19 protein-coding genes are annotated in these 22,238 nt (G+C 62.0%); 13 read left to right on the forward strand and 6 right to left on the reverse strand.

Annotated features, from left to right (window positions below; genetic code table 11):
- Positions 1-133: 133 nt before the first annotated feature.
- The 5 genes from rarD to ACZYR5_RS07115 form a co-directional block, all read right to left on the reverse strand.
- Entirely contained in the window at positions 134-1,021 is an 888-nt protein-coding gene (rarD, locus tag ACZYR5_RS07095) for an EamA family transporter RarD (protein ID WP_489088567.1), read from the reverse strand.
- A 242-nt stretch (positions 1,022-1,263) separates the two neighbouring features.
- Positions 1,264-2,238 (reverse strand): serine/threonine protein kinase, encoded by a 975-nt coding sequence (locus ACZYR5_RS07100; protein WP_489088566.1) that lies wholly within the window; start codon positions 2,236-2,238, stop codon positions 1,264-1,266.
- 210 nt (positions 2,239-2,448) lie between these two features.
- Positions 2,449-4,350, reverse strand: a complete 1,902-nt coding sequence (locus ACZYR5_RS07105) for a PhoX family protein (RefSeq protein ID WP_489088565.1) — start codon at positions 4,348-4,350, stop codon at positions 2,449-2,451.
- A gap of 70 nt (positions 4,351-4,420) precedes the next feature.
- Positions 4,421-5,185, reverse strand: a complete 765-nt coding sequence (locus ACZYR5_RS07110; protein ID WP_489088564.1) for a TOBE domain-containing protein — start codon at positions 5,183-5,185, stop codon at positions 4,421-4,423.
- Between the two features lie 58 nt (positions 5,186-5,243).
- Complete coding sequence (locus ACZYR5_RS07115; RefSeq protein WP_489088563.1) at positions 5,244-5,984, reverse strand: ComF family protein; 741 nt, start codon at positions 5,982-5,984, stop codon at positions 5,244-5,246.
- A 103-nt stretch (positions 5,985-6,087) separates the two neighbouring features.
- Here ACZYR5_RS07115 and bioB point away from each other — a divergent pair, with 103 nt between their 5' ends.
- From bioB to ACZYR5_RS07165, 10 genes are all read left to right on the forward strand, one after another.
- Positions 6,088-7,143 carry a biotin synthase BioB gene (gene bioB / locus ACZYR5_RS07120; RefSeq protein WP_027617132.1) on the forward strand — a complete coding sequence of 352 codons (1,056 nt, stop codon included), beginning with the start codon at positions 6,088-6,090 and terminating at the stop codon, positions 7,141-7,143.
- A gap of 160 nt (positions 7,144-7,303) precedes the next feature.
- Entirely contained in the window at positions 7,304-8,482 is a 1,179-nt protein-coding gene (gene bioF, locus ACZYR5_RS07125) for an 8-amino-7-oxononanoate synthase (RefSeq protein WP_489088562.1), read from the forward strand.
- Entirely contained in the window at positions 8,475-9,206 is a 732-nt protein-coding gene (locus ACZYR5_RS07130) for an alpha/beta fold hydrolase (protein ID WP_489088561.1), read from the forward strand. The genes bioF and ACZYR5_RS07130 overlap by 8 nt, the downstream gene beginning before the upstream one ends.
- Positions 9,199-10,011, forward strand: coding sequence for a malonyl-ACP O-methyltransferase BioC (bioC, locus tag ACZYR5_RS07135; protein ID WP_489088560.1), 813 nt, complete (start codon positions 9,199-9,201; stop codon positions 10,009-10,011). The genes ACZYR5_RS07130 and bioC overlap by 8 nt, the downstream gene beginning before the upstream one ends.
- Positions 10,008-10,688 carry a dethiobiotin synthase gene (bioD, locus tag ACZYR5_RS07140; RefSeq protein WP_489088559.1) on the forward strand — a complete coding sequence of 227 codons (681 nt, stop codon included), beginning with the start codon at positions 10,008-10,010 and terminating at the stop codon, positions 10,686-10,688. The genes bioC and bioD overlap by 4 nt, the downstream gene beginning before the upstream one ends.
- Positions 10,689-10,795: 107 nt before the next feature.
- Positions 10,796-11,092 carry a pyrroloquinoline quinone biosynthesis protein PqqE gene (locus ACZYR5_RS07145; RefSeq protein WP_489088558.1) on the forward strand — a complete coding sequence of 99 codons (297 nt, stop codon included), beginning with the start codon at positions 10,796-10,798 and terminating at the stop codon, positions 11,090-11,092.
- Positions 11,093-11,365: 273 nt separating this feature from the next.
- A complete protein-coding gene (locus tag ACZYR5_RS07150) occupies positions 11,366-13,171 on the forward strand; it encodes a phenylacyl-CoA dehydrogenase (RefSeq protein ID WP_489088557.1) in 1,806 nt (601 codons plus the stop codon).
- A gap of 208 nt (positions 13,172-13,379) precedes the next feature.
- On the forward strand, positions 13,380-14,669 hold the full coding sequence (locus tag ACZYR5_RS07155; RefSeq protein WP_489088556.1) for a GGDEF domain-containing protein: 1,290 nt from the start codon (positions 13,380-13,382) through the stop codon (positions 14,667-14,669).
- A gap of 90 nt (positions 14,670-14,759) precedes the next feature.
- Positions 14,760-16,556: an acyl-CoA dehydrogenase C-terminal domain-containing protein gene (locus tag ACZYR5_RS07160; protein WP_489088555.1), complete on the forward strand. Its 1,797-nt coding sequence runs from the start codon at positions 14,760-14,762 to the stop codon at positions 16,554-16,556.
- A 214-nt stretch (positions 16,557-16,770) separates the two neighbouring features.
- A complete protein-coding gene (locus tag ACZYR5_RS07165; protein WP_489088554.1) occupies positions 16,771-18,549 on the forward strand; it encodes an acyl-CoA dehydrogenase C-terminal domain-containing protein in 1,779 nt (592 codons plus the stop codon).
- A 238-nt stretch (positions 18,550-18,787) separates the two neighbouring features.
- Here the strand turns inward: ACZYR5_RS07165 and ACZYR5_RS07170 are convergent, their stop codons facing one another.
- Entirely contained in the window at positions 18,788-19,717 is a 930-nt protein-coding gene (locus tag ACZYR5_RS07170; protein ID WP_489088553.1) for a LysR family transcriptional regulator, read from the reverse strand.
- Positions 19,718-19,818: 101 nt separating this feature from the next.
- On the opposite strand from ACZYR5_RS07170, the gene ACZYR5_RS07175 reads away from it, so the two are divergent.
- The 3 genes from ACZYR5_RS07175 (at position 19,819) to ACZYR5_RS07185 (ending at position 22,207) form a co-directional block, all read left to right on the forward strand.
- Positions 19,819-20,517: an MOSC domain-containing protein gene (locus ACZYR5_RS07175; protein ID WP_489088552.1), complete on the forward strand. Its 699-nt coding sequence runs from the start codon at positions 19,819-19,821 to the stop codon at positions 20,515-20,517.
- Positions 20,514-21,734, forward strand: a complete 1,221-nt coding sequence (locus ACZYR5_RS07180; RefSeq protein ID WP_489088551.1) for an aspartate aminotransferase family protein — start codon at positions 20,514-20,516, stop codon at positions 21,732-21,734. Before ACZYR5_RS07175 ends, ACZYR5_RS07180 begins: the two co-directional genes overlap by 4 nt.
- A 314-nt stretch (positions 21,735-22,048) precedes the next feature.
- Entirely contained in the window at positions 22,049-22,207 is a 159-nt protein-coding gene (locus ACZYR5_RS07185) for a YqaE/Pmp3 family membrane protein (protein ID WP_003228885.1), read from the forward strand.
- The last annotated feature ends 31 nt before the right edge of the window (positions 22,208-22,238 follow it).

Below are 22,238 nucleotides of genomic sequence, written 5' to 3' on the forward strand. Positions count from 1 at the left end.
AAGAACTGATCAAAAAAACCAGCAATTTCAACGGCTTGTGCACAAACGGCGGGGATCACGCTGTGGATAACCTTGGGAAGGATGCTTGCAGGCCACGGTTGACGTGGCCTGCAAGGCTTTGTGCGTTTTTTGATCAGCGACGTCGACGCAAACTCAGCCATGCATCGACGCTGTACACCGCCAGGCCCGCCCAGATAAACATGAAAGCGATCAGGGTGCTCGAGGACAGGTGTTCGCCAAACAGCAGCACCGCCTGCAACAGCACCAGGGTCGGCGCGAGGTATTGCAGGAAGCCCAGGGTGGTGTAGGGCAGGTCGCGCGCGGCGGCGTTGAAGCAGACCAGCGGCACCAGGGTCACCGGCCCCGCAGCGATCAGCCACCAGGCTTCACTGGTGGTCCAGAACTCGGGTTGGGCGGTCATTGCGGTCTGGTTGAACAACAGCCAGGCGATGGCCAGCGGCACCAACATCCATGTTTCCACCACCAGGCCCGGCAGCGCCTTGACGGGTGCCTGCTTGCGGATCAAGCCGTAGAAGCCGAACGTCAGCGCCAGCACCAGCGATACCCACGGCAAGCTGCCGACTTGCCACACCTGCTGCGCCACACCGACCGCCGCCAGCCCAACGGCCACCCACTGCATGCGCCGCAACCGTTCGCCGAGGATCAGCATGCCCAGCAACACGTTGACCAGCGGATTGATGTAGTAACCGAGACTGGCTTCGAGCATGCGTCCGTTGTTCACCGACCAGACGTAGGTCAGCCAGTTGGCGGCTATCAGCGTGCCGCTCAGGGCGAGGATTGCCAGGCGTTTGGGGTTGTCACGCAGCTCACGCCACCAGCCCGGGTGCTTCCAGACCAGCAGCAACAGGCTGCCGAACAGCGCCGACCAGATCGCCCGGTGAATGATGATCTCCACGGCGGGCACGCTGGCAATGGCTTTGAAGTAAAGCGGGAACAAGCCCCAGATGATGTAGGCGGTCAGGCCCAATACGTAACCGCGACGCAGGTTGGCGGCTGGCATGCAGAATCCTTGGTTAGGTAGCTAACAAAGCAAGGATTGTAAGGAAGTTTGTCTGCCAATGTCCTGCTGTATTGGTTGGGTATTTGTGAACAACTACCTGCCACTGTAGGAGCGAGCCTGTCGAATCGTCGCACCGTCGCGATGGCGGTTTGTCAGTCACCGTTGCGCTGAACATGAAACCGTCATCGCGAGCAGGCTCGCTCCTACAGTGATTAGCTTTCCACAGTGGAATTAGCTGTGCTTCAAAACAACTTCAACGGCTCTTCATTCAACGCCGCCAACTGTTCGCGCAGGGCCAGTACCTGATCGCCCCAATACCGTTCGCTGCCAAACCACGGGAAGCTGCGGGGGAACGCCGGGTCGTCCCAGCGCCGCGCCAGCCAGGCGCTGTAGTGCATCAGGCGCAAGGCGCGCAGGGGTTCGATCAGGGCCAGTTCGCGCGGATCGAAGTCGTGGAATTCGCTGTAGCCGTCCATCAGTTCCGAGAGCTGGCCGAGGCACTCCTGGCGGTCGCCGGCGAGCATCATCCACAGGTCTTGCACCGCCGGGCCCATGCGGCAGTCATCGAGGTCGACGATGTGGAACATCTCATCGCGGCACATCATGTTGCCCGGGTGGCAGTCGCCGTGCATGCGGATGTTCTGGTGTGGAGTGTCGTTGTAGACCTCTTGCACGCGCTTGAGCAGGTCGCGGGCCACCGACTCGTAGGCCGGCAGCAGGCTGCGCGGTACGAAATTGCCTTCGAGCAAGGTGTTCAGTGAATCCTCGCCGAAGTTTTTCACCCCCAGCGCCTCGCGATGCTCGAACGGGCGGGTCGAGCCCACGGCGTGCAAGCGCCCGAGCAACTGACCGAGGCGATACAACTGGTCGAGATTGCCCGGTTCCGGCGCCCGGCCGCCGCGACGGGGAAACAGGGTGAAGCGAAAGCCGTTGTGTTCGTGCAGGGTTTCGCCATTGTGGATCAGCGGTGCGACGACGGGTACCTCGACCTCGGCCAGTTCGAAAGTGAACCGGTGTTCTTCGACGATCGCCTCGTTGCTCCAGCGCTGTGGGCGGTAGAACTTGGCGATCAGTGGCTCGCTGTCCTCGATGCCGACTTGATAGACACGGTTCTCGTAGCTGTTGAGCGCCAGGATGCGCGCATCGCTGAGAAAACCGATGCTTTCGACGGCATCGAGTACGAGGTCTGGGGTGAGGGTTTCAAACGGGTGGGCCATGCTGACTCCTGCGCGCAGCAGGCTGCCGCGTCCGGCCAGACATGGTAGCGCAGACGGCGCGGTTGTAGGAACGAGTGCCCGATTGCGGCTTGCTCGCGTAGTGGTCATCAGCTACACCGAGTTGCCTTTATCGCCAGCAGGCTGGCTCCCACAGGGTTTGCGGTAGACACAAAAACCTGTGGGAGCCAGCCTGCTGGCGATAGCAATTAATCAGGCGCCGACAATCCCGCCATCTTCCCGCCGAATCGCCATCACCGAAGACCGCGGCTTGCCATTGGGCAAATGCTCGGGGAAGGTCGATCCGCCGTTTTCACCAGGATGCTGAATCCCGACAAACAGGGTTTTCTGATCGGGAGAGAAGCTGATCCCGGTCACTTCGCAGCCCACCGGGCCGACCATGAAGCGGCGGATTTCACCGCTGGCCGGGTCGGCGCAGAGCATCTGGTTGTTGCCCATGCCGGCGAAGTCGCCGCTGTTGCTGGAGTCGCCGTCGGTGAGGATCCACAGGCGCCCGGCCTTGTCGAAACCCAGGCCATCAGGGCTGTTGAACATGTTCTGCGGGGTGATGTTCGACGAGCCCGCCTTGGCCGTGCCGGCATGCACCGTCGGGTTGCCGGCGACCACGAACAGGTCCCAGGCAAAGGTCATGGATGCATGATCGTCGCCAGCGGTGTGCCAGCGCAGAATCTGCCCGTAGACGTTCTTCTCCCGTGGGTTGGGGCCGCCCACCGGTTGCCCGTCTTCGCCACGTTTGACGTTGTTGGTCAGGGTGCAATAGACCTGGCCATCGGTAGGGCTGACAACGATCCACTCCGGACGGTCCATGCGCGTGGCGCCGACCACAGTGGCTGCCAGGCGCGCATGAATCAGCACCTCGGCCTGGTCGGCGAAACCGCTGCTGGCGTCGATGCCGTTTTTGCCATGGCTCAACTCGATCCACTGGCCCTGGCCCTTGGGGCGATCAGGGTTGCTGTCGCCAGCGTCGAAGCGGGCCACGTACAGAGTGCCGTGGTCGAGCAGGTTGTGATTGGCCTTGGGGTTCTTGTGGTCGATCTTGTCGCGGCTGACGAACTTGTAGATGAACTCACCGCGTTCGTCGTCGCCCATGTAGACCACGGCGCGGCCGTCATGGGTTTCGGCGAGGGCGGCGTTTTCGTGCTTGAAACGGCCCAGGGCGGTACGCTTGACCGGCGTCGATTGCGGGTCGAACGGATCGATTTCCACCACCCAGCCATGGCGGTTGAGTTCGTTGGGGTTTTTCGCCAGGTCAAAGCGTGGGTCGTGGGGGTGCCAGTTGATTTCCTTGCTGGCGGCCACCACGCCGTAGCGTTTTTGCGCGGCGTCAAACTGCTGCTCCGGGTTGCTGCTGCCGAAACAGTCGGTGAAGTTCTCTTCGCACGTCAGATAAGTGCCCCACGGCGTCTTGCCATTGGCACAGTTCTGGAACGTGCCCAGTACCCGTTCACCCTTGGGGTCGGCAGCGGTCTTGAGCAACGCGTGACCGGCGGCCGGGCCACCGACGCGGATCGGTGCATTGCCGTGGATGCGGCGGTTGTAGCGCGAGCCCTGGACGAAGTGCCACTGGCCGTCCTTGCGCTGCACTTCGATCACCGACACCCCTTCGCACGCCTGGGCCTTGTGCACTTCTTCCGCCGACTGTGGCATGCCGCCATGGGGGTAGAGGTAGCGGTAGTTGGTGTATTCGTTGTTGATGGCCATCAGCGCGCGGTTGTCGTCGCCCGGGAACGGGAACAGGCTCATGCCGTCGTTGTTGTCGCCGAACTGGACTTCCTGTTGCAGCGCCGTGCCGTTGCCCGAAGGGTCGAACGCCGGGCCGTCTTTGTGCAGGGGCTGGCCCCAGCTGATCAGCACCGAGGCGGTGTAGCCAGTCGGCAGGCTGAGGGTGTCGCTGGTGGCGGCGGCAATGCTTTCAAAGCCGAGCAGTTTGCTCGAAGCGGCGCTGACGCTGGCGGCCAATACGCTGCGACTGAGCAGGTTGCCGCCCAGGAACAAGGCCGCTGCGCTGAGTGCGCCGGCACTGATAAAGCCGCGGCGGCTGAGGCCAACGATCTGTTCGAGGTCGGTGGCTTGGTTTTCTTCTAATAGGCTCACATCAGGCTCCCTGCTGGTTTTGGCAGTCACCTTAATGTCGAATCATGACGTAATTGTTTCAGTCGTCGGCCTAGAGTGGCGTACCGATCAGTACATTGGACGGCGAGAATTGCACCTGCACCGCTTGGCCGGGCGTCAGCCCCCGGGTTCGCAGGTACAAGGGTTCAGCCAACGCGCAAAGCGTCTGACCGTTGGCCAGGCTGATGCGCACCTCGCTGGGGCCGTCTTCGGCGTCGAGGATCTGTTCGAGGGTTCCGGTCAACTGGTTGTAGCCCGGGGTTGGCGCTTGGTCGAGGGGCAGCAACTCCAGCCAACCGGCCTTGATCAACGCCACCACTTCGGTGCCAGTTTGCAGGTCCAGGCGCTGGGTGCTGTCGTGGGTGATTTGCGCGTGCAGGGTCAGGCCTTCGGCCAGGGACAAGGTAATCAGGTCGTTGCGGCCCTGGGCATCGATGCCGGCGACGGTGCCGTGCAACTGGTTGCGTGCGCTGGTGCGCAGCATCAGGCGGCCGAGCAGGTCGAGATCGCTGGCATCCTCCGCGGCCTCCAACACTTGCGCCTGCAAGGCCTGCAAACGCTGGTACAGGCGCAGCACCCGTTCGCCTTCGCTGGACAGTCGTGCACCGCCGCCGCCCTTGCCGCCGACACTGCGCTCCACCAGTGGCTTTTGCGCCAGGTTGTTCAGTTCGTCGATGGCGTCCCAGGCCGCCTTGTAGCTGAGGCCGGCGCTTTTCGCGGCGCGGGTGATCGAGCCCTGTTCGGCAATATGCTGCAACAGAGCAATGCGTTGCGGGCGACGGACGATGTGTTGGGACAACAAGCTGGGTAGGGACATGAATTGGACTACGGGCGCGGGTAATAAGGCAGGACGTTGGCCGCTCGCCGCGCCGCCGTCAAGCCGGATCGCCGGGTTTTGCCGTGCGCGCCAGGCAATACACGTCGACCCGACTGGCGCCGGCATCCGTCAGCAGGCGTGCCAGGTTGCCGGCGGTGGCGCCGGTGGTCAGTACGTCGTCGACCAACGCCAGGTGTCGCCCGCGAATCGCCGCCTGCGGGTGTAGGGCAAAGGCTTTGCGCAAGTTGTGCTGGCGGGCCCTGGCGTTGAGGTCCTGCTGGGCGCTGGTGTCCTGAGTGCGAATCACCAACTGCTCATCGCAGGCAATGTGCAGGCAGTCGCCGAGCCAGTCGGCGAGCATCGCGGCCTGGTTGAAGCCCCGTCGACGCAGGCGCTTGCGGGCCAGTGGCACGGGGATCAGGGCGTCCGGCCTCTGCAGACCCTCGTCGAAGCGATAATGCAGTGATTGCGCAAGAAGTTCGGCCAACAGGCGGCCATAAGGCCAGTTGGAGGAGTGCTTGAAGCGGGTAATCAAGCTGTCGATGGGGAAGCTGTAGGTCCAGGGGGCAATCACTTGGGTAAAAGCCGGCCGGGCTTTCAAGCATTGGTCACAGGTGAGTCCATTCGCGGCCAAGGGCAGGGCGCAGACCTGGCAGGCGTCGCCCAGCCAGGGCAATTCGCTTTCACAAGGCATGCAAATGGGCAATGGCGTGTCGGAGAGTTCGTTGCACAGTAAACAGGTTTGTTTGTTTTTTAACCAGATGTAAACCTGTCCTTCGTACTGAGGTTGACAGCGCATAACTCTTCCTTAAATATGCTGAAACATCCGTGTTGTGTCTGTGGGTTTCGTCTTGTTGCCCGGACACGTTTCAAGCATCAAGCATAAGAAAGGAAATGAACCGATGAGCGCCAGCATCACCGCCAAATTGCGTCACGATTGGTCCTTGGCCGAAGTCAAAGCGCTGTTCGTTCAGCCTTTCAATGACTTGTTGTTCCAGGCGCAAACGGTGCACCGCGCGCATTTCGATGCCAACCGCGTCCAGGTGTCGACCCTGTTGTCGATCAAGACCGGTGCCTGCCCGGAAGATTGCAAATACTGTCCACAGTCCGGTCACTACAACACCGGCCTGGAAAAAGAAAAGCTGATGGAAGTGCAGAAGGTCCTCGAAGAGGCCGCGCGCGCCAAGGCCATCGGTTCGACCCGTTTCTGCATGGGCGCGGCGTGGAAACACCCGTCGGCCAAGGACATGCCGTACGTGTTGAAAATGGTTGAAGGGGTCAAGGCCATGGGCCTGGAAACCTGCATGACCCTCGGCCGTCTCGATCAGGAGCAGACCGCTGCCCTGGCCAAGGCCGGTCTCGACTACTACAACCACAACCTCGACACCTCGCCGGATTTCTACACCAGCATCATCACCACCCGAACCTACAGCGAGCGCCTGCAAACCCTGGCGTACGTGCGTGATTCGGGGATGAAGATCTGCTCCGGCGGGATCCTCGGCATGGGCGAGTCGCTGGATGATCGCGCCAATCTGCTGATCCAGTTGGCCAACCTGCCTGAGCATCCGGAGTCGGTGCCGATCAACATGTTGGTGAAGGTGGCCGGCACGCCGCTGGAAAACGCTGACGACGTCGACCCGTTCGACTTCATTCGCATGCTCGCGGTGGCCCGTATCCTGATGCCGCAATCCCATGTGCGGCTGTCGGCCGGGCGTGAAGCGATGAACGAGCAGATGCAGGCCCTGGCGTTCCTTGCCGGCGCCAACTCGATTTTCTACGGCGACAAATTGCTGACCACCGCCAACCCGCAAGCCGACAAGGACATGCAACTGTTCTCGCGCCTGGGCATCCTCCCCGAAGCCCGCGAAGAGCACGCCGACGAGGTGCACCAGGCCGCCATCGAACAGGCGCTGGTGGAGCAGAAGAGCAGCGAGCAGTTTTATAACGCTGCCGTCTGAGTTCTTTGAAGCGATGCAAAACACCGTAGGAGCTGGCTTGCCAGCGAATGCGGTGTATCGGTACCAGAGATGCAATCTGGTTCGCCGCCATCGCTGGCAAGCCAGCTCCTACAGGGTTTGTGTCCCTTCTGATTGATGTTATTGCACTGTCGAGGCCTGCATGTCTTTCGATCTCGCCGCACGCCTGGCTGCCCGTCGCGCGGACAATCTTTATCGCCAGCGGCCACTGCTTGAATCCCCCCAGGGGCCGCAGGTAGTGGTCGATGGCCAGCCCTTGTTGGCCTTCTGCAACAACGACTACCTGGGTCTGGCCAATCACCCACAGGTGATCGAAGCCTGGCGCGCCGGTGCCGAACGCTGGGGCGTAGGCGGTGGCGCATCGCATCTGGTGATTGGTCACAGCACCCCGCATCACGCCCTCGAAGAAGCCTTGGCCGACTTGACCGGACGTCCGCGGGCGCTACTGTTCACCACCGGTTACATGGCCAACCTCGGCGCGGTCACCGCGTTGGTGGGTCAGGGCGATACCGTGCTGGAAGATCGCCTCAACCATGCCTCGCTGCTGGACGCCGGGTTGTTGTCCGGTGCGCGCTTCAATCGCTATCTGCACAACGATGCCGACAGCCTGGCCAAGCGCCTGGAGAAAGCCACCGGCAATACCCTGGTGGTCACCGACGGCGTGTTCAGCATGGACGGCGATATCGCCGATCTGCCGGCGCTGGTCCGCGAAACCCGGGCCAAGGGCGCGTGGCTGATGGTCGACGACGCCCACGGTTTTGGCCCCTTGGGTGCCCATGGCGGCGGCATCGTCGAGCATTTCGGCCTGAGCCAGGAGGATGTGCCGGTGCTGGTCGGCACCCTCGGCAAGGCGTTCGGCACGGCAGGTGCGTTTGTCGCCGGCAGTGAAGAGCTGATCGAAAGCCTGATCCAGTTCGCCCGGCCCTACATCTACACCACCAGCCAGCCACCGGCGCTGGCCTGCGCGACCCTCAAGAGCCTTGAGCTGCTGCGCAGCGAACATTGGCGGCGTGAACATCTGCAGGTGCTGATCAAACAGTTCCGCCGCGGCGCCGAGCAGATCGGCCTGCAACTGATGGACAGCGCGACGCCGATCCAGCCGATCATGATTGGTGATGCCGGACGGGCGATGCTTTTTTCGCAGATGCTGCGCGAGCGCGGATTGCTGGTCACGGCGATTCGTCCTCCGACCGTGCCGGCCGGCAGTGCCCGCTTGCGCGTGACCTTGACCGCGGCCCACAGCGAAGCGCAGGTCGAGCTATTGTTACAGGGTCTTGCCGATTGTGTTGAGCAACTGGGAGCAACCTCGGACCATGCGTGATCGACTGATTCTGTTGCCCGGTTGGGGCCTCGGCATTTCCCCGCTGGAACCGCTCGCGGCCGCCTTGCAGGGGCTCGACGAACACTTGCGGGTGGAGATCGAGCCGCTGCCGGAGTTGGAATCAGCCGATCTCGAAGAATGGCTGGACGAGCTCGACGCCAGCGTGCCGCAGGACGCCTGGCTGGGTGGCTGGTCGCTGGGCGGCATGCTCGCCAGCGAGTTGGCGGCGCGCCGTGGCGATCGCTGCTGTGGCCTGCTGACCCTGGCGAGCAACCCGGCGTTTGTCGCCCATGAGCAATGGCCGAACGCGATGCCCGGCGAAACCTTCGATCAATTCCTCGCTGGCTGCAGCGCCGATCCGCGCACCACTCTCAAGCGCTTCAGCCTGCTGTGTGCCCAGGGCGCCGAAGATCCGCGCGGCCTGTCGCGGCTGCTGTCGGGTGGGGCGCCGAATAGCTCGAGCGCGGTGCTGATGAGTGGGCTCGAACTGCTGGCGCAACTGGACACCCGCAAGGCGCTGCAGGTCTTTCGCGGGCCGCAGTTGCATCTGTTTGCCGGGCTCGATGGCCTGGTTCCGGCCGAGGCGGCCAGTGCGTTGTTGGCGTTACTTCCCGATGTCGAAATTGGTCTGATTGAACAGGCCAGTCACGCGTTCCTTCTGGAGGATCCCCACGGAGTGGCGGGGGCGATCCAGGCCTTTTTGCATGAGAGCGGTGATGACTGATTTGGCTTTTGTAAAACTGCCCGGTGGCTTGCCCGACAAACGTCAGGTGGCGGCGTCCTTTTCCCGCGCCGCGGCCAGCTATGACAGCGTGGCCGAGTTGCAGCGCGACGTTGGCACTGAACTGCTGCGGCGTCTGCCCAGCGATCACGCGCCGCAGCGCTGGCTCGACCTGGGCTGCGGCACCGGTTACTTCAGCCGTGCACTGGCCGAGCGCTTCAGTGCGGGCGAAGGAGTGGCGCTGGACATCGCCGAAGGCATGCTCAATCACGCCCGGCCGCTGGGTGGCGCGCAGTATTTCATCGCCGGCGATGCCGAGCGCCTGCCCCTGCAGGACGCCAGTTGCGACCTGGTGTTTTCCAGCCTGGCGGTGCAATGGTGCGCTGATTTCGCGGCGGTGCTGAACGAGGCGTATCGAGTGCTCAAGCCAGGTGGGGTGCTGGCCTTTGCCAGCCTGTGCGTCGGCACCTTGTACGAATTGCGCGACAGCTGGCGTCAGGTAGATGGCATGGTCCACGTCAACCGTTTCCGTGAGTTCAGCCGCTACCAGCAACTGTGCGCCGACAGCGGCTTGAACGTCCTGAGCCTGCAAAGTTGCCCGCATGTGCTGCACTATCCCGATGTGCGCAGCCTGACCCACGAACTCAAGGCGCTGGGTGCGCATAATCTCAATCCTGGACGGCCGGGCGGGCTGACGGGGCGGGCTCGGATCAGTGGCTTGATTGGCGCCTACGAGCACTTTCGTCAGGCGCAAGGACTGCCTGCGACCTATCAGGTGGTGTACGCCGTACTGGAGAAACCTCGATGAGCGTTGCCTATTTCATTACCGGCACCGACACCGATGTCGGCAAGACCACCATCGCCGCCGGCTTGTTGCACGCGGCACGCCAGGCTGGCCTGAGTACGGCGGCGGGCAAGCCGGTGGCCTCCGGTTGCGAGGTGACGCCCAAGGGCCTGCGCAATGCCGATGCCCTGGCGTTGCTGGCGGAGTGTTCATTGCCGCTGACCTATGCCGAGGTCAATCCACTGGCCTTCGAACCGGCGATCGCCCCGCACCTGGCGGCCCGCGAGGCCGGCGTGGCATTGACAGTGCAGGCATTGAAGGCGCCAATGCGGCACATCCTCGAAAAACAAGCCGACTTCACCCTGATCGAGGGCGCGGGCGGCTGGCGGGTGCCATTGGCCGGCCAGGACAACCTGTCGGACCTGGCCATGGCCCTGGACCTGCCGGTGATCCTGGTCGTCGGGGTGCGCCTGGGCTGCATCAGCCATGCCCTGCTGACCGCCGAAGCGATTGCCAATGACGGTCTGCAACTGGCGGGCTGGGTGGCGAATATCATCGATGCGAAGACCTCACGCCTGGAAGAAAACCTCGCGACCCTGGCCGAGCGCTTGCCGGCGCCGTGCCTGGGCCGGGTGCCGAAACTCAAGGTGGTGACGGCAGAAGCGGTGGCGCAACACCTGCAACTGGACCTGCTGGACTAACGTCGGTCTATCACAAGGCACTGTGCCATTAGTGTTTTTGTCGGGCGTTTCTGGCTGGGCTCTGCTTCAATGAGGACTGATGTCTTTTTGCAGGATGTAGTGATCCCATGGAAATCTCGGGAAGCACGGCTTATTACCCTGGCCTGAGCGCAATCAGCGCAGGCCAGAACCGCATCGATCAGGCCGCCAGCCAGATCGCCAATACCTACGTCGAACGGGCCGCCGGTAGCCAATCCTCGGACGCTCAGGTCGATCGCCTGCGTGGCGTCGACCGCAGCCAGCAGTCTGATGTGGCCAGCCAGCAGGTGGCAATGGCCCAGGGCAAGTTGCAGGTGGAGTTGGGCGTCAACGTGGCCAAGGCTGCGGATGAAGTGCTCGGCACGCTGATCGATACCTACGCTTGATCCCTTTCTGATCCTCACCCGGCGACGCCATTCTCCTGGCGTTCGCTCGGGCGTCTCTCACACGTTCAACTAATCTTTCCTACAGGCTCTGCCGCGATCTACAGCGGTTGCGTGGCTGTGCGCCTGTGCATTTCAGGAAGTGGATGACAGACGGCAAATGATCGACGCTTGACAACTTTTCAGCGTAAACGTATGTTTCAAACAACTGTTTGACCGTCACAACAAATCATCGCGGTCGTTCATTCCCGGTTACATCAGCAGAGGTTTATCGCTATGCCTGACTACAAGGCCCCCTTGCGTGATATTCGCTTCGTTCGTGACGAGCTGCTCGGCTACGAGGCGCACTATCAGAGCCTTCCGGCTTGCCAGGACGCTACCCCGGACATGGTTAACGCCATTCTCGAGGAAGGCGCCAAGTTTTGTGAGCAGGTGCTGGCTCCGCTGAACCGCGTGGGTGACACCGAAGGCTGCACCTGGAGCGAGTCGGGCGTGAAGACGCCGACGGGTTTCAAGGAAGCCTACAAACAATTCGTCGAAGGCGGCTGGCCGAGCCTGGCGCATGACGTCGAGCACGGCGGTCAGGGCCTGCCGGAGTCGCTGGGTCTGGCGGTGAGCGAAATGGTCGGCGAGTCGAACTGGTCGTGGGGCATGTACCCAGGCCTGTCCCATGGCGCGATGAACACCATTTCCGAGCACGGTACGCCCGAGCAGCAAGAGGCTTACCTGACCAAGCTGGTGTCCGGCGAATGGACCGGCACCATGTGCCTGACCGAACCGCACTGCGGCACCGACCTGGGCATGCTGCGCACCAAGGCCGAACCTCAGGCCGACGGTTCCTACAAAGTTTCCGGCACCAAGATCTTCATCTCGGCCGGTGAACACGACATGGCCGACAACATCGTCCACATCGTCCTGGCCCGCCTGCCGGATGCACCGGCTGGCACCAAAGGCATTTCGCTGTTTATCGTGCCGAAATTCCTGCCTAACGCCGACGGCACTGTGGGTGCGCGCAACGCGGTGACCTGTGGCTCCCTGGAACACAAGATGGGTATCCACGGCAACGCCACCTGCGTGATGAACTTCGACGAGGCCACCGGTTTCCTGATCGGCCCGGCGAACAAAGGCCTGAACTGCATGTTCACCTTCATGAACACCGCTCGCCTGGGTACCGCGCTGCAAGGCCTGGCCCACGCCGAAATCGGTTTCCAGGGTGGCCTGAAGTACGCTCGCGATCGCCTGCAAATGCGCTCCCTGACGGGCCCGAAAGCGCCGGACAAGGCCGCTGACCCGATCATCGTGCACCCGGACGTACGCCGCATGCTGTTGACCATGAAGGCATTCGCCGAAGGCAACCGCGCGATGGTGTACTTCACCGCCAAGCAAGTGGACATCGTCAAGTACGGCGTCGACGAAGAAGAGAAAAAGAAAGCCGACGCACTGCTGGCCTTCATGACTCCAATCGCCAAGGCCTTCATGACTGAAGTCGGCTTCGAATCGGCCAACCACGGCGTGCAGATCTATGGCGGCCACGGCTTCATCGCCGAGTGGGGCATGGAGCAGAACGTTCGCGACAGCCGTATTTCCATGCTGTACGAAGGCACCACTGGCATTCAGGCACTCGACCTGCTGGGCCGTAAAGTGCTGATGACTCAAGGCGAAGCCCTCAAAGGCTTCACCAAGATCGTGCACAAGTTCTGCCAGACCAACGAAGGCAACGACGCTGTCAAAGAGTTCGTCGCACCGCTAGCAGCACTGAACAAGGAATGGGGCGAGTTGACCATGAAGGTCGGCATGGCCGCCATGAAGGACCGCGAAGAAGTGGGCGCGGCGTCCGTGGACTACCTGATGTACTCCGGTTATGCCTGCCTGGCTTACTTCTGGGCCGACATGGCGCGCCTGGCTGCCGAGAAACTGGCTGCTGGCACCACTGACGAGGCGTTCTACACCGCCAAGTTGCAGACTGCGCGTTTCTACTTCCAGCGCATCCTGCCGCGGACCCGCACTCACGTGGCAACCATGCTGTCGGGTGCCAACAACCTGATGGACATGAAAGAAGAAGACTTCGCCCTGGGTTACTAAGCCAAGGCAGTCCTTCAACGAGCCGCTGCTTCTTCGGGAGCAGCGGCTTTTTTGTGCCTGAAATAACGCGATACAGATATCCGGGTAAATCCTTTCAATCCGAGCGTCGAGCGGCCGCTAAACAAAAGTGACAACACTTTCATGTACTGTCGTGCCAAGAATGACGGCATAATGCCACCATTCGATTTGCCGGTCCGGAGCTTTTCCCTTGCCGCGTTCCTCTGCTGCACGTTTGAGTCACTTCCTGCCCTCGTTGCTGTTACTGCTGGCGGGGTTGGCGGCGGCTTACGTCAGGGACCTCAACGTATTCTTCACGTCGCTGTTCAATGTCCTGCCGACCCTGGTGCTGCTGCTCGGCGGCGCGTACTGCGCGGTGTATCGGCGCCAACGTGAACTGTTCCTGATGGTCACGGTGTATATCGCCTATTTTCTGCTCGACACCCAGACCGATTATTACCGCGACTTCGGCCAGGTACGGGCGGATGCGGCGGTGGTGTTTCATCTCTGCTGCCTGCTCTTGCCCTTGATGTACGGCACTTTCGCCGCGTGGCAGGAGCGCACTCACTTGTTCCAGGACATGGTGGCGCGTTTTGCCGTGCTGCTCGCCGTGGGCAGTGTGGCGCTGGGGCTGGAGCAAAGTTATCCTCAGGCGCTGCAAAGCTGGCTCGCCGAGATCCGCTGGCCGGCACTGCACGGTGCCTGGATGAGCCTGATCCAGCTGTCGTATCCGGTGTTCATTGCCGCCTTCCTGTTGCTGGCATTCCAGTACTGGCGCCATCCACGGCCGCTGCACGCGGCGCAACTGGTGGGCTTGCTCGGGTTGTTCTGGATGCTGCCCAAGACCTTCATCCTGCCCTTCACCCTGAACATCATGTGCAGCCAGGTGATGCTGATGATCGCTGCGGCGGTTGCCCATGAGGCTTACCAGATGGCGTTTCGCGACGAACTGACCGGCTTGCCCGGCAGGCGGGCGCTGAACGAGCGCCTGCAACGCCTGGGTCGCAACTATGTGCTGGCGATGAGCGACGTCGATCACTTCAAGAAATTCAACGACACTCACGGCCACGACGTCGGTGACCAGGTGTTGCGGCTGGTGGCCAGCAAGCTGTCGAAGATCGGTGGCGGCGGTCGCGCCTATCGTTACGGCGGGGAAGAGTTTGCCCTGGTGTTTGCGGCGCGCTCGCTCGAGGAGTGCCTGCCGCACCTGGAGGAGATCCGTGAGTCGATTGCCAGCTATCAGATGCATCTGCGCAATCAGGACAGTCGCCCCAAGGACGATCAGCAAGGTCGCCAGCGGCGCTCCGGGGCCAGCGCCTCGGTGGTGTCGGTCACGGTCAGCATTGGCGTGGCTGAACGCCTCGAGCAGCGCACTCCGGACCAGGTGCTGAAAAGTGCCGACCAGGCGCTCTACAGCGCCAAGGGCGCGGGGCGAAATTGTGTCATGGCCTTCGGTCAGAACCGCCGTGGCGCGGTGCGCAGCGCCGAGGCTGTGGATTGAGTGATGATGACGCATTCAGCGGCTGCACGGTGATTGTCGGGGGTGGCGCACGGCAGTAGGTTGAGTTGATCTGCTGACCGAGGAACGACCATGCCTGAGTACAAAGCTCCCCTGCGTGACATGCGGTTTCTGATCGACCACGTGTTTGATTTCCACGCCAACTACGCTGCGTTGGGCGCCGTTGATGCCAGCCCGGACATGATCAGCGCGATCCTCGAGGAGGGCGCGCGGTTCTGTGAACACGTGCTGGCGCCGTTGAACCGCTCGGGTGACGAAGAGGGCTGCCATTTCGACAATGGCGTGGTGACCACGCCCAAGGGTTTCAAGCAGGCCTTCGCCCAGTATGTCGAAGGTGGCTGGCACGGTCTGGCGGCGGACCCGGCTTACGGCGGCCAGGGCTTGCCGAGTTCGCTGGGGCTGGTGATCAGTGAAATGGTCGGCTCCAGCAACACCTCCTGGGGCATGTACCCGGGACTGACCCACGGCGCAATGTCGGCAATCCACGCCCATGGCACCGAGCAGCAGAAAACCACCTACCTGAGCAAACTCACGGCCGGGCAATGGACCGGCACCATGTGCCTGACCGAGGCCCATTGCGGCACTGATCTGGGCATCATCAAGACCCGCGCGGTGCCCCAGGCCGACGGTAGCTATGCGATCTCCGGCAGCAAGATTTTCATCTCTGCCGGCGAGCACGACATGAGCGACAACATCATTCACCTGGTGCTGGCCAAGCTGCCGGACGCTCCGGCCGGGACCAAGGGCATCTCGTTGTTTATCGTGCCGAAGTTTTTGCCCGATGCAGCGGGCGAGGCCGGGGCGCGCAACGACGTGTCCTGCGGCTCGATCGAACACAAGATGGGCATCAAGGCCTCGGCCACCTGCGTGCTGAACTTCGATGGTGCTACCGGCTTCCTGATAGGCGAGGCGAACAAGGGCCTCAATTGCATGTTCACCATGATGAACCACGCGCGGCTCGGCACCGGCATGCAGGGTTTGTGTCTGGGCGAGGCGAGTTTCCAGGGGGCGATCAAGTACGCCAACGAGCGCCTGCAGATGCGTGCGTTGACCGGGCCCAAGGCCCCGGAAAAAGCCGCCGACCCGATCATCGTCCACCCCGATGTGCGACGCATGCTGCTGACCATGAAGGCGTTCAACGAAGGCAATCGGGCGCTGACCTATTTCACCGCACAACTGCTCGACGCCGCGCACCTGTCGGCCGACCCCGCCCAGCGCCAGGACGCCGAAGACCTGTTGGCGTTCCTCACGCCGATCTGCAAGGCCTTCATGACCGAGACCGGGCTGGAGGTGACCAATCACGGCATGCAGGTGTTTGGCGGTCACGGGTTTATCCGCGAGTGGGGCATGGAACAGTTGGTGCGCGACTGCCGCATCGCACCGATCTACGAAGGCACCAACGGCATTCAGGCGCTGGACCTGCTGGGGCGAAAAGTGCTCGGCAGCCAGGGCAAGCTGCTGCGCGGCTTTACCAGAATTGTCCACAAATTCTGCGAAGCCAACGCCGAGCACCCGCAACTCAAGGCGTATGTGGCGCAACTCGATGGACTCAACCGGCAGTGGGGCGAATTGACCGCGCAGGTCGGTATGGCCGCGATGAAAAATCCTGACGAGGTCGGCGCTGCCGCGCTGGATTACCTGATGTACAGCGGTTACATCGTCCTGGCTTACCTGTGGTTGCGCATGGCCCTGGTGTCCCAGGCGCAATTGCAGGAAGGCGGAGGTGATGAAGAACTGTGCCGGGGCAAGCTGGCCACCTGTGAGTTCTACTTCAAGCGTCTGCTGCCGCGTACCACCACCCATCGCGCCGCGGTGGAGGCGGGCAGTGATTGCCTGATGAAGATGCCGGCCGAGTTGTTCGCCCTCTAAAAGCAACTGCGGATCGCCAAGGCCGCCGTCTGCAGTAAACCTGCCGCTATGCTGGTAGTCGTTGCTGCGGGCGGCGGCTTTTTTGTTGGTGACTAAAAATTACAAACAAGTCACGAGTTGACCCTATGTGTCGCAAAAGTTGTTCGGGTACACTCGGGGACTTGTTTGAATCCCGATCCTGGGACTCACTTTTCATGTTCTTGCGAGGTTTGCCATGGCTGACTACAAAGCGCCCCTGCGCGATATGCGCTTCGTCCTCAATGAAGTGTTCGAGGTCGCCAAGCTGTGGGCTGAACTCCCAGCGCTGGCCGACACTGTAGATGCCGAGACTGTCGAGGCAATTCTCGAAGAGGCCGGCAAGGTCACCAGCAAAAGTATCGCGCCGCTGAGCCGCGCCGCCGACGAAGAAGGGTGCCACTGGAGCGACGGCGCCGTGACCACTCCGGCCGGTTTCCCACAGGCCTATCAGACTTATGCCGAGGGCGGTTGGGTCGGCGTTGGCGGTGATCCGGCGTTTGGCGGCATGGGCATGCCCAAGGCGGTTTCGGCCCAGGTCGAGGAAATGGTCAACTCCGCCAGCCTGTCATTCGGCCTGTACCCGATGCTCACCGCGGGTGCCTGCCTGTCGATCAACGCCCACGCCAGTGAAGAGCTGAAAGCCGCGTACCTGCCGAACATGTACGCCGGCATCTGGGCCGGCTCCATGTGCTTGACCGAACCCCACGCCGGCACCGACCTGGGGATCATCCGCACCAAGGCCGAACCGCAGGCCGATGGTTCGTACAAGGTCAGCGGCACCAAGATCTTTATCACCGGCGGTGAGCACGACCTGACCGAGAACATCATCCACCTGGTACTGGCCAAGCTGCCGGATGCGCCGGCGGGGCCGAAAGGTATTTCGCTGTTCCTGGTGCCGAAGTTCATGGTCAACGCCGATGGCAGCCTGGGTGCGCGTAACCCGGCCAACTGCGGTTCGATTGAACACAAGATGGGCATCCAGGCCTCCGCCACCTGTGTCATGAACTTTGACGAAGCCGTTGGCTACCTGGTCGGCGAGCCGAACAAAGGTCTGGCGGCGATGTTCACCATGATGAACTACGAGCGTCTGGGTGTCGGCATCCAGGGCCTGGCCACCGGCGAGCGCTCGTACCAGAACGCCGTCGAGTACGCCCGTGATCGTCTGCAAAGCCGTGCGCCAACCGGCGCGCAGAACAAGGACAAGGTCGCCGACCCGATCATCGTCCACCCGGACGTACGCCGCATGCTGCTGACCATGAAGGCCTCGAACGAAGGCGGTCGCGCGTTCTCCACCTATGTCGCCATGCAACTGGACACCGCCAAATTCAGCGAAGACGCGGCCACCCGCAAGCGCGCCGAAGACCTGGTGGCATTGCTGACGCCGGTCGCCAAGGCCTTTCTCACCGACCTCGGCCTGGAAACCACCGTACACGGTCAGCAAGTGTTCGGCGGCCATGGCTACATCCGCGAGTGGGGCCAGGAGCAACTGGTGCGCGACGTGCGCATCACCCAGATCTACGAAGGCACCAACGGTATTCAGGCACTGGACCTGGTGGGGCGCAAGGTAGTGGGCAGCGGCGGCGCGTTCTATAAGCTGTTTGCCGATGAAATCCGTCACTTCACTGCCACCGCCAGTGCTGACCTCGGCGAATTCACCCAGCCGTTGAACGCCGCAGTGGATACTCTGGACGAACTGACGGCCTGGCTGCTGGACCGGGTGAAAAACAACCCGAACGAAATCGGCGCCGCCTCGGTCGAATACCTGCAAGTGTTCGGTTATGTGGCGTATGCCTACATGTGGGCGCTGATGGCCAAGGCCGCTTTCGGCAAGGAGACAGAGGACGATTTCTACGCCAGCAAGCTGGGCACCGCACGCTTTTACTTTGCCCGCCTGCTGCCGCGAATTCATTCGCTGAGCGCATCGGTCAAGGCTGGTAGCGAGTCGTTGTACCTGCTGGATGCGACGCAGTTCTGAGGGATGTAACCGCATGTAAGCATTTGCTTACGTGACGTGCTGCTGTTCTCCACTGTTCGCAGATTGGATCCGAAGCTAATCTTGCTCACATGGACGTCGCGCAGGAAGCGCAAAGCAACAACACGGACACGTAGGATTCTGCCAGGACGGCGGAGTGAAATGGATGTCAGGGAAACAGTCTGCAAAGCCCCGCTTCGGCGGGGTTTTCTTTGGGCGCTAGAAAAGTTGCCTTCGTTTTTCAGCCCTGTACGTCGAGCACGGTAGGGTTCGCCAGACGCCCGTCCGGGCCATGCATCACCTCTTCCAACAGATTGCGCAACAACTCCAGCGTCGCTTGCTGGCGTTGCACATCGCGACAGACCAAACCGATCTTCAGCGGCACGCGCGGCTCACTCAAGGGTTTCCACAGCAGCGCCCGATTGGCGTGTTCCTGTTGCGAGCGACCGGGCAGCACGGTTGCCAACCGAGTGTGGGGCAGGCTGTCGAGAATCCCCGCCATATTGTTCAGCTCGGCCTGCACCTGCGGGCGGCGTCCGAGGCTGGCCAACTGCCCCTGCCAGATCTGGCGGATCTGGAACTCTTCGCCCAACAACAGCATCGGCAATTCGGCGGCCTGGCTCATGGAGACCTTCTTGAATTCGCGCAACGGATGGTCGTTGGGGATGACGAGGGTCAGTTCATCTTCGTACAGCAACACCCCATGCAGACCCGGCTGGCGCGGCGGCAGATAGCTGATGCCAATGTCCAGCGAGCCATTGAGCAGGCGCCGTTCGATTTCCAGCCCGGTCAATTCGTAGATCTGCACCACCAGATGAGGTTGAGCGGTGCGCACCCGTTCGAGCATTTTCGGCACCAGGCTGGTGTGCACGGTCTGCAGCACGCCGATGGCCAGGGTGCGCAAGGCCTGGCCCTTGAAGTTGCCGAGGGCTTCGCGGGCCCGCTGCAAGCCGTCGAGCAGGGGCAGGGCGTGGTTGTACAAGGTATGCGCGGCAAGGGTTGGCAACAGGCGTTTGCTGCTGCGCTCGAACAGGCTGACGTCGAGGTTTTGTTCCAGTTGGCGGATCTGTTGCGAGAGCGCCGGTTGGGAGATCGACAGGCGCTCGGCGGCCCGCCCGACATGGCCTTCTTCGTACACCGCGACGAAATAACGCAGTTGCTTAAAATCCATAAGTATTTCTTATCGAAAATGCTGGGAAATCGAAATGGCTCAGCGCCCGACAGAAGCCTAGTCTAACCGCATTCACAGGGCTTACAGGGCCAGAAAGGGCGATGAATACCGTTTACGTTGATGGTGTTTACATAGGCAAGGCAAAAAATCTAGGTCAGGGTCTGGTCAGCGATACCGACAAACAGCGGATTGCCAATCGACTCTGGTTGTGGCCACAGGGCCTGGGCAGCGACGAGCACGGCGATCCGCGCTTCCACACCGGTCCCGAACGCGCACTGCATCACTACCCGGCCGAGCACTACGCGTATTGGCGTAAACGTTATCCACAGATCGATTGGTGCGCACCGGCATTCGGCGAAAACCTCTCGACCCACGGCCTGACTGAAGAGCATGTGTGCCTGGGCGATCTGTTTCGCTGGGGCGGTGCCTTGTTACAAGTAAGCCAGCCGCGTTCGCCGTGCTACCGCCTGAGCCATCGCTGGGGCCTGCCGATCCTCCCGCAACTGGCCCAGGACACCGGGCGCTGCGGCTGGTTCTACCGCGTACTCAAGCCTGGGTTTGTCAGCGCCGAGCAGCCCTTTGAACTGATCCAGCGCAGTTATCCCGGGCTGACCGTGGCCGCGGCCCTGCGCAGCTTTTATCGCGAACCGCTGGAGCATGGCGGCTTGAAAAGACTGATCGATTGTCCGGCGCTGTCTTCGCGCTGGCGTGACATGGCGATCAAGCGCTTGCGCACCGGTCGCGTCGAGGACTGGTCGGCCCGCTTGCTCGGCCTGCCCCTGGAGGGCCTGACGGCATGAACCTGTTCAATCTGCGTCGCCCGCAACCGAGCCTCGATGACCTGGCGGCCGAGGGTTTTCAACGTGCCAGCAGCCCTTCGCGTGAGTACCTGATGCCGAGTGTCGAGCGATCCACGCAAGTGTTTATCCGTGGCCAGGGTTCCTGGCTGTGGGACAGCGACGACCGTGCTTACCTGGATTTCACCCAGGACGCGGGCGCCAACAGCCTCGGCCACAGCCCGACGGTGCTGGTCAAAGCGCTCGCGACGCAAGCTCAGGCGCTGATCAACCCGGGCTCTGGCATGCTCAACCGCAGTCAGCTGAACCTGGCCGAGCGCTTGTGCACCAGCACCGGCAGTGATCAGGTCTATTTGCTCAATACCGGCAGCGAAGCCTGTGAAGCGGCGATTCGCCTGGCGCGTAAATGGGGGCAACGGCATCGTGGCGGCGCTTCGCGCCTCATCACCGCCAGCGGTAGCCGTCACGGACAAGACCCGTCGGCGTCGGATTGCGTGCCCTTCAACGATTTGCCGGCGTTGCATGCGGCGGTGGACGCGCAAACGGTGGCGATCATGCTGGAGCCGATCCAGACCGCTGGCGACGTGGTGCCCGCGACCGAGCATTACCTCAAGGGCGTCGAGCGTTTGTGCCGCGAGTTGGGGATCCTGTTGATTCTCGACGAAGTGCAAACCGGCATCGGCCGTTGTGGGCAGCTCCTGGTCGAGCAGCATTACGGCGTGCGGGCTGACATCGTCGTCCTGGGCGAAGGCCTCGGCGGCGGAGTGCCGTTGGCCGCCTTGCTGGCCCGTGGCAATGCCTGTTGTTTCGAACCTGGCGATCTGCAGGGCAGCCATCACGGCAACGCCCTGATGGCCGCGGCCGGGGTGGCGGTACTCGACAGCGTGCTCGATCACGGTTTCGTCGAACACCTGCGCGACAGCGCCCAGCACCTGCGCGAAGGGCTGGGCCGCCTGGCCAATCGATATGGGCATGGCGAACTGCATGGCCAGGGTCTGCTCTGGTGCCTGACCCTCAGCGATGACTGCGCCGAAGCGGTGGTCAAGGCGGCGTTGTTCGAGGGCTTGTTGATCAGCGCCCCGACCACCGATTGCCTGCGCTTCACCCCGGCCCTGAGTGTGAGCAAGGCCAACATCGACGAAATGCTCCTGCGCCTGGCGCGGGCTTTTTCCCGGGTCCGCACGGCCCAGCTGCAATGCCGTAAAGGTATCGCCGTCTGAGTCGATCGCGCTCCCGAATTCCCGAACCGTCTCGCGGTATATCGCAACGCCCCCTGCCTGATCCCTTTGGCATGGGGCGTTTTTTTTGCAGGGCGTTCTCCAGGCTTTGTAGGAGCGAGCTTGCTCGCAAAAAATCCGAGGGCGCCGCGTTTATCCAGACAGCGCACGTTATCGTTGACGACCATCGCCAGCAAGCGGGCTCCTACAATGTTTCGCGATACCCCTGTTTGAATCGCGCCACGGAACCCCGGAGAGCGCCGTTGGTCGATTAACTGTGTGGCTGATCGCAGCCCATCTGATCAAGGAGCCGCTCTATGGATTTCATTCGCATCATCATCGCCATCCTGTTGCCGCCACTGGGCGTGTTTCTGCAAGTGGGATTTGGCGGCGCGTTCTGGCTGAACATTCTGCTGACCCTGTGCGGCTACATCCCCGGCATCGTCCACGCCGTGTACATCATCGCCAAGCGTTGAGGCAACGGATCGCAGCGCCAAACCGCGCTGC

Source organism: Pseudomonas sp. F007 (genome assembly GCF_057814275.1).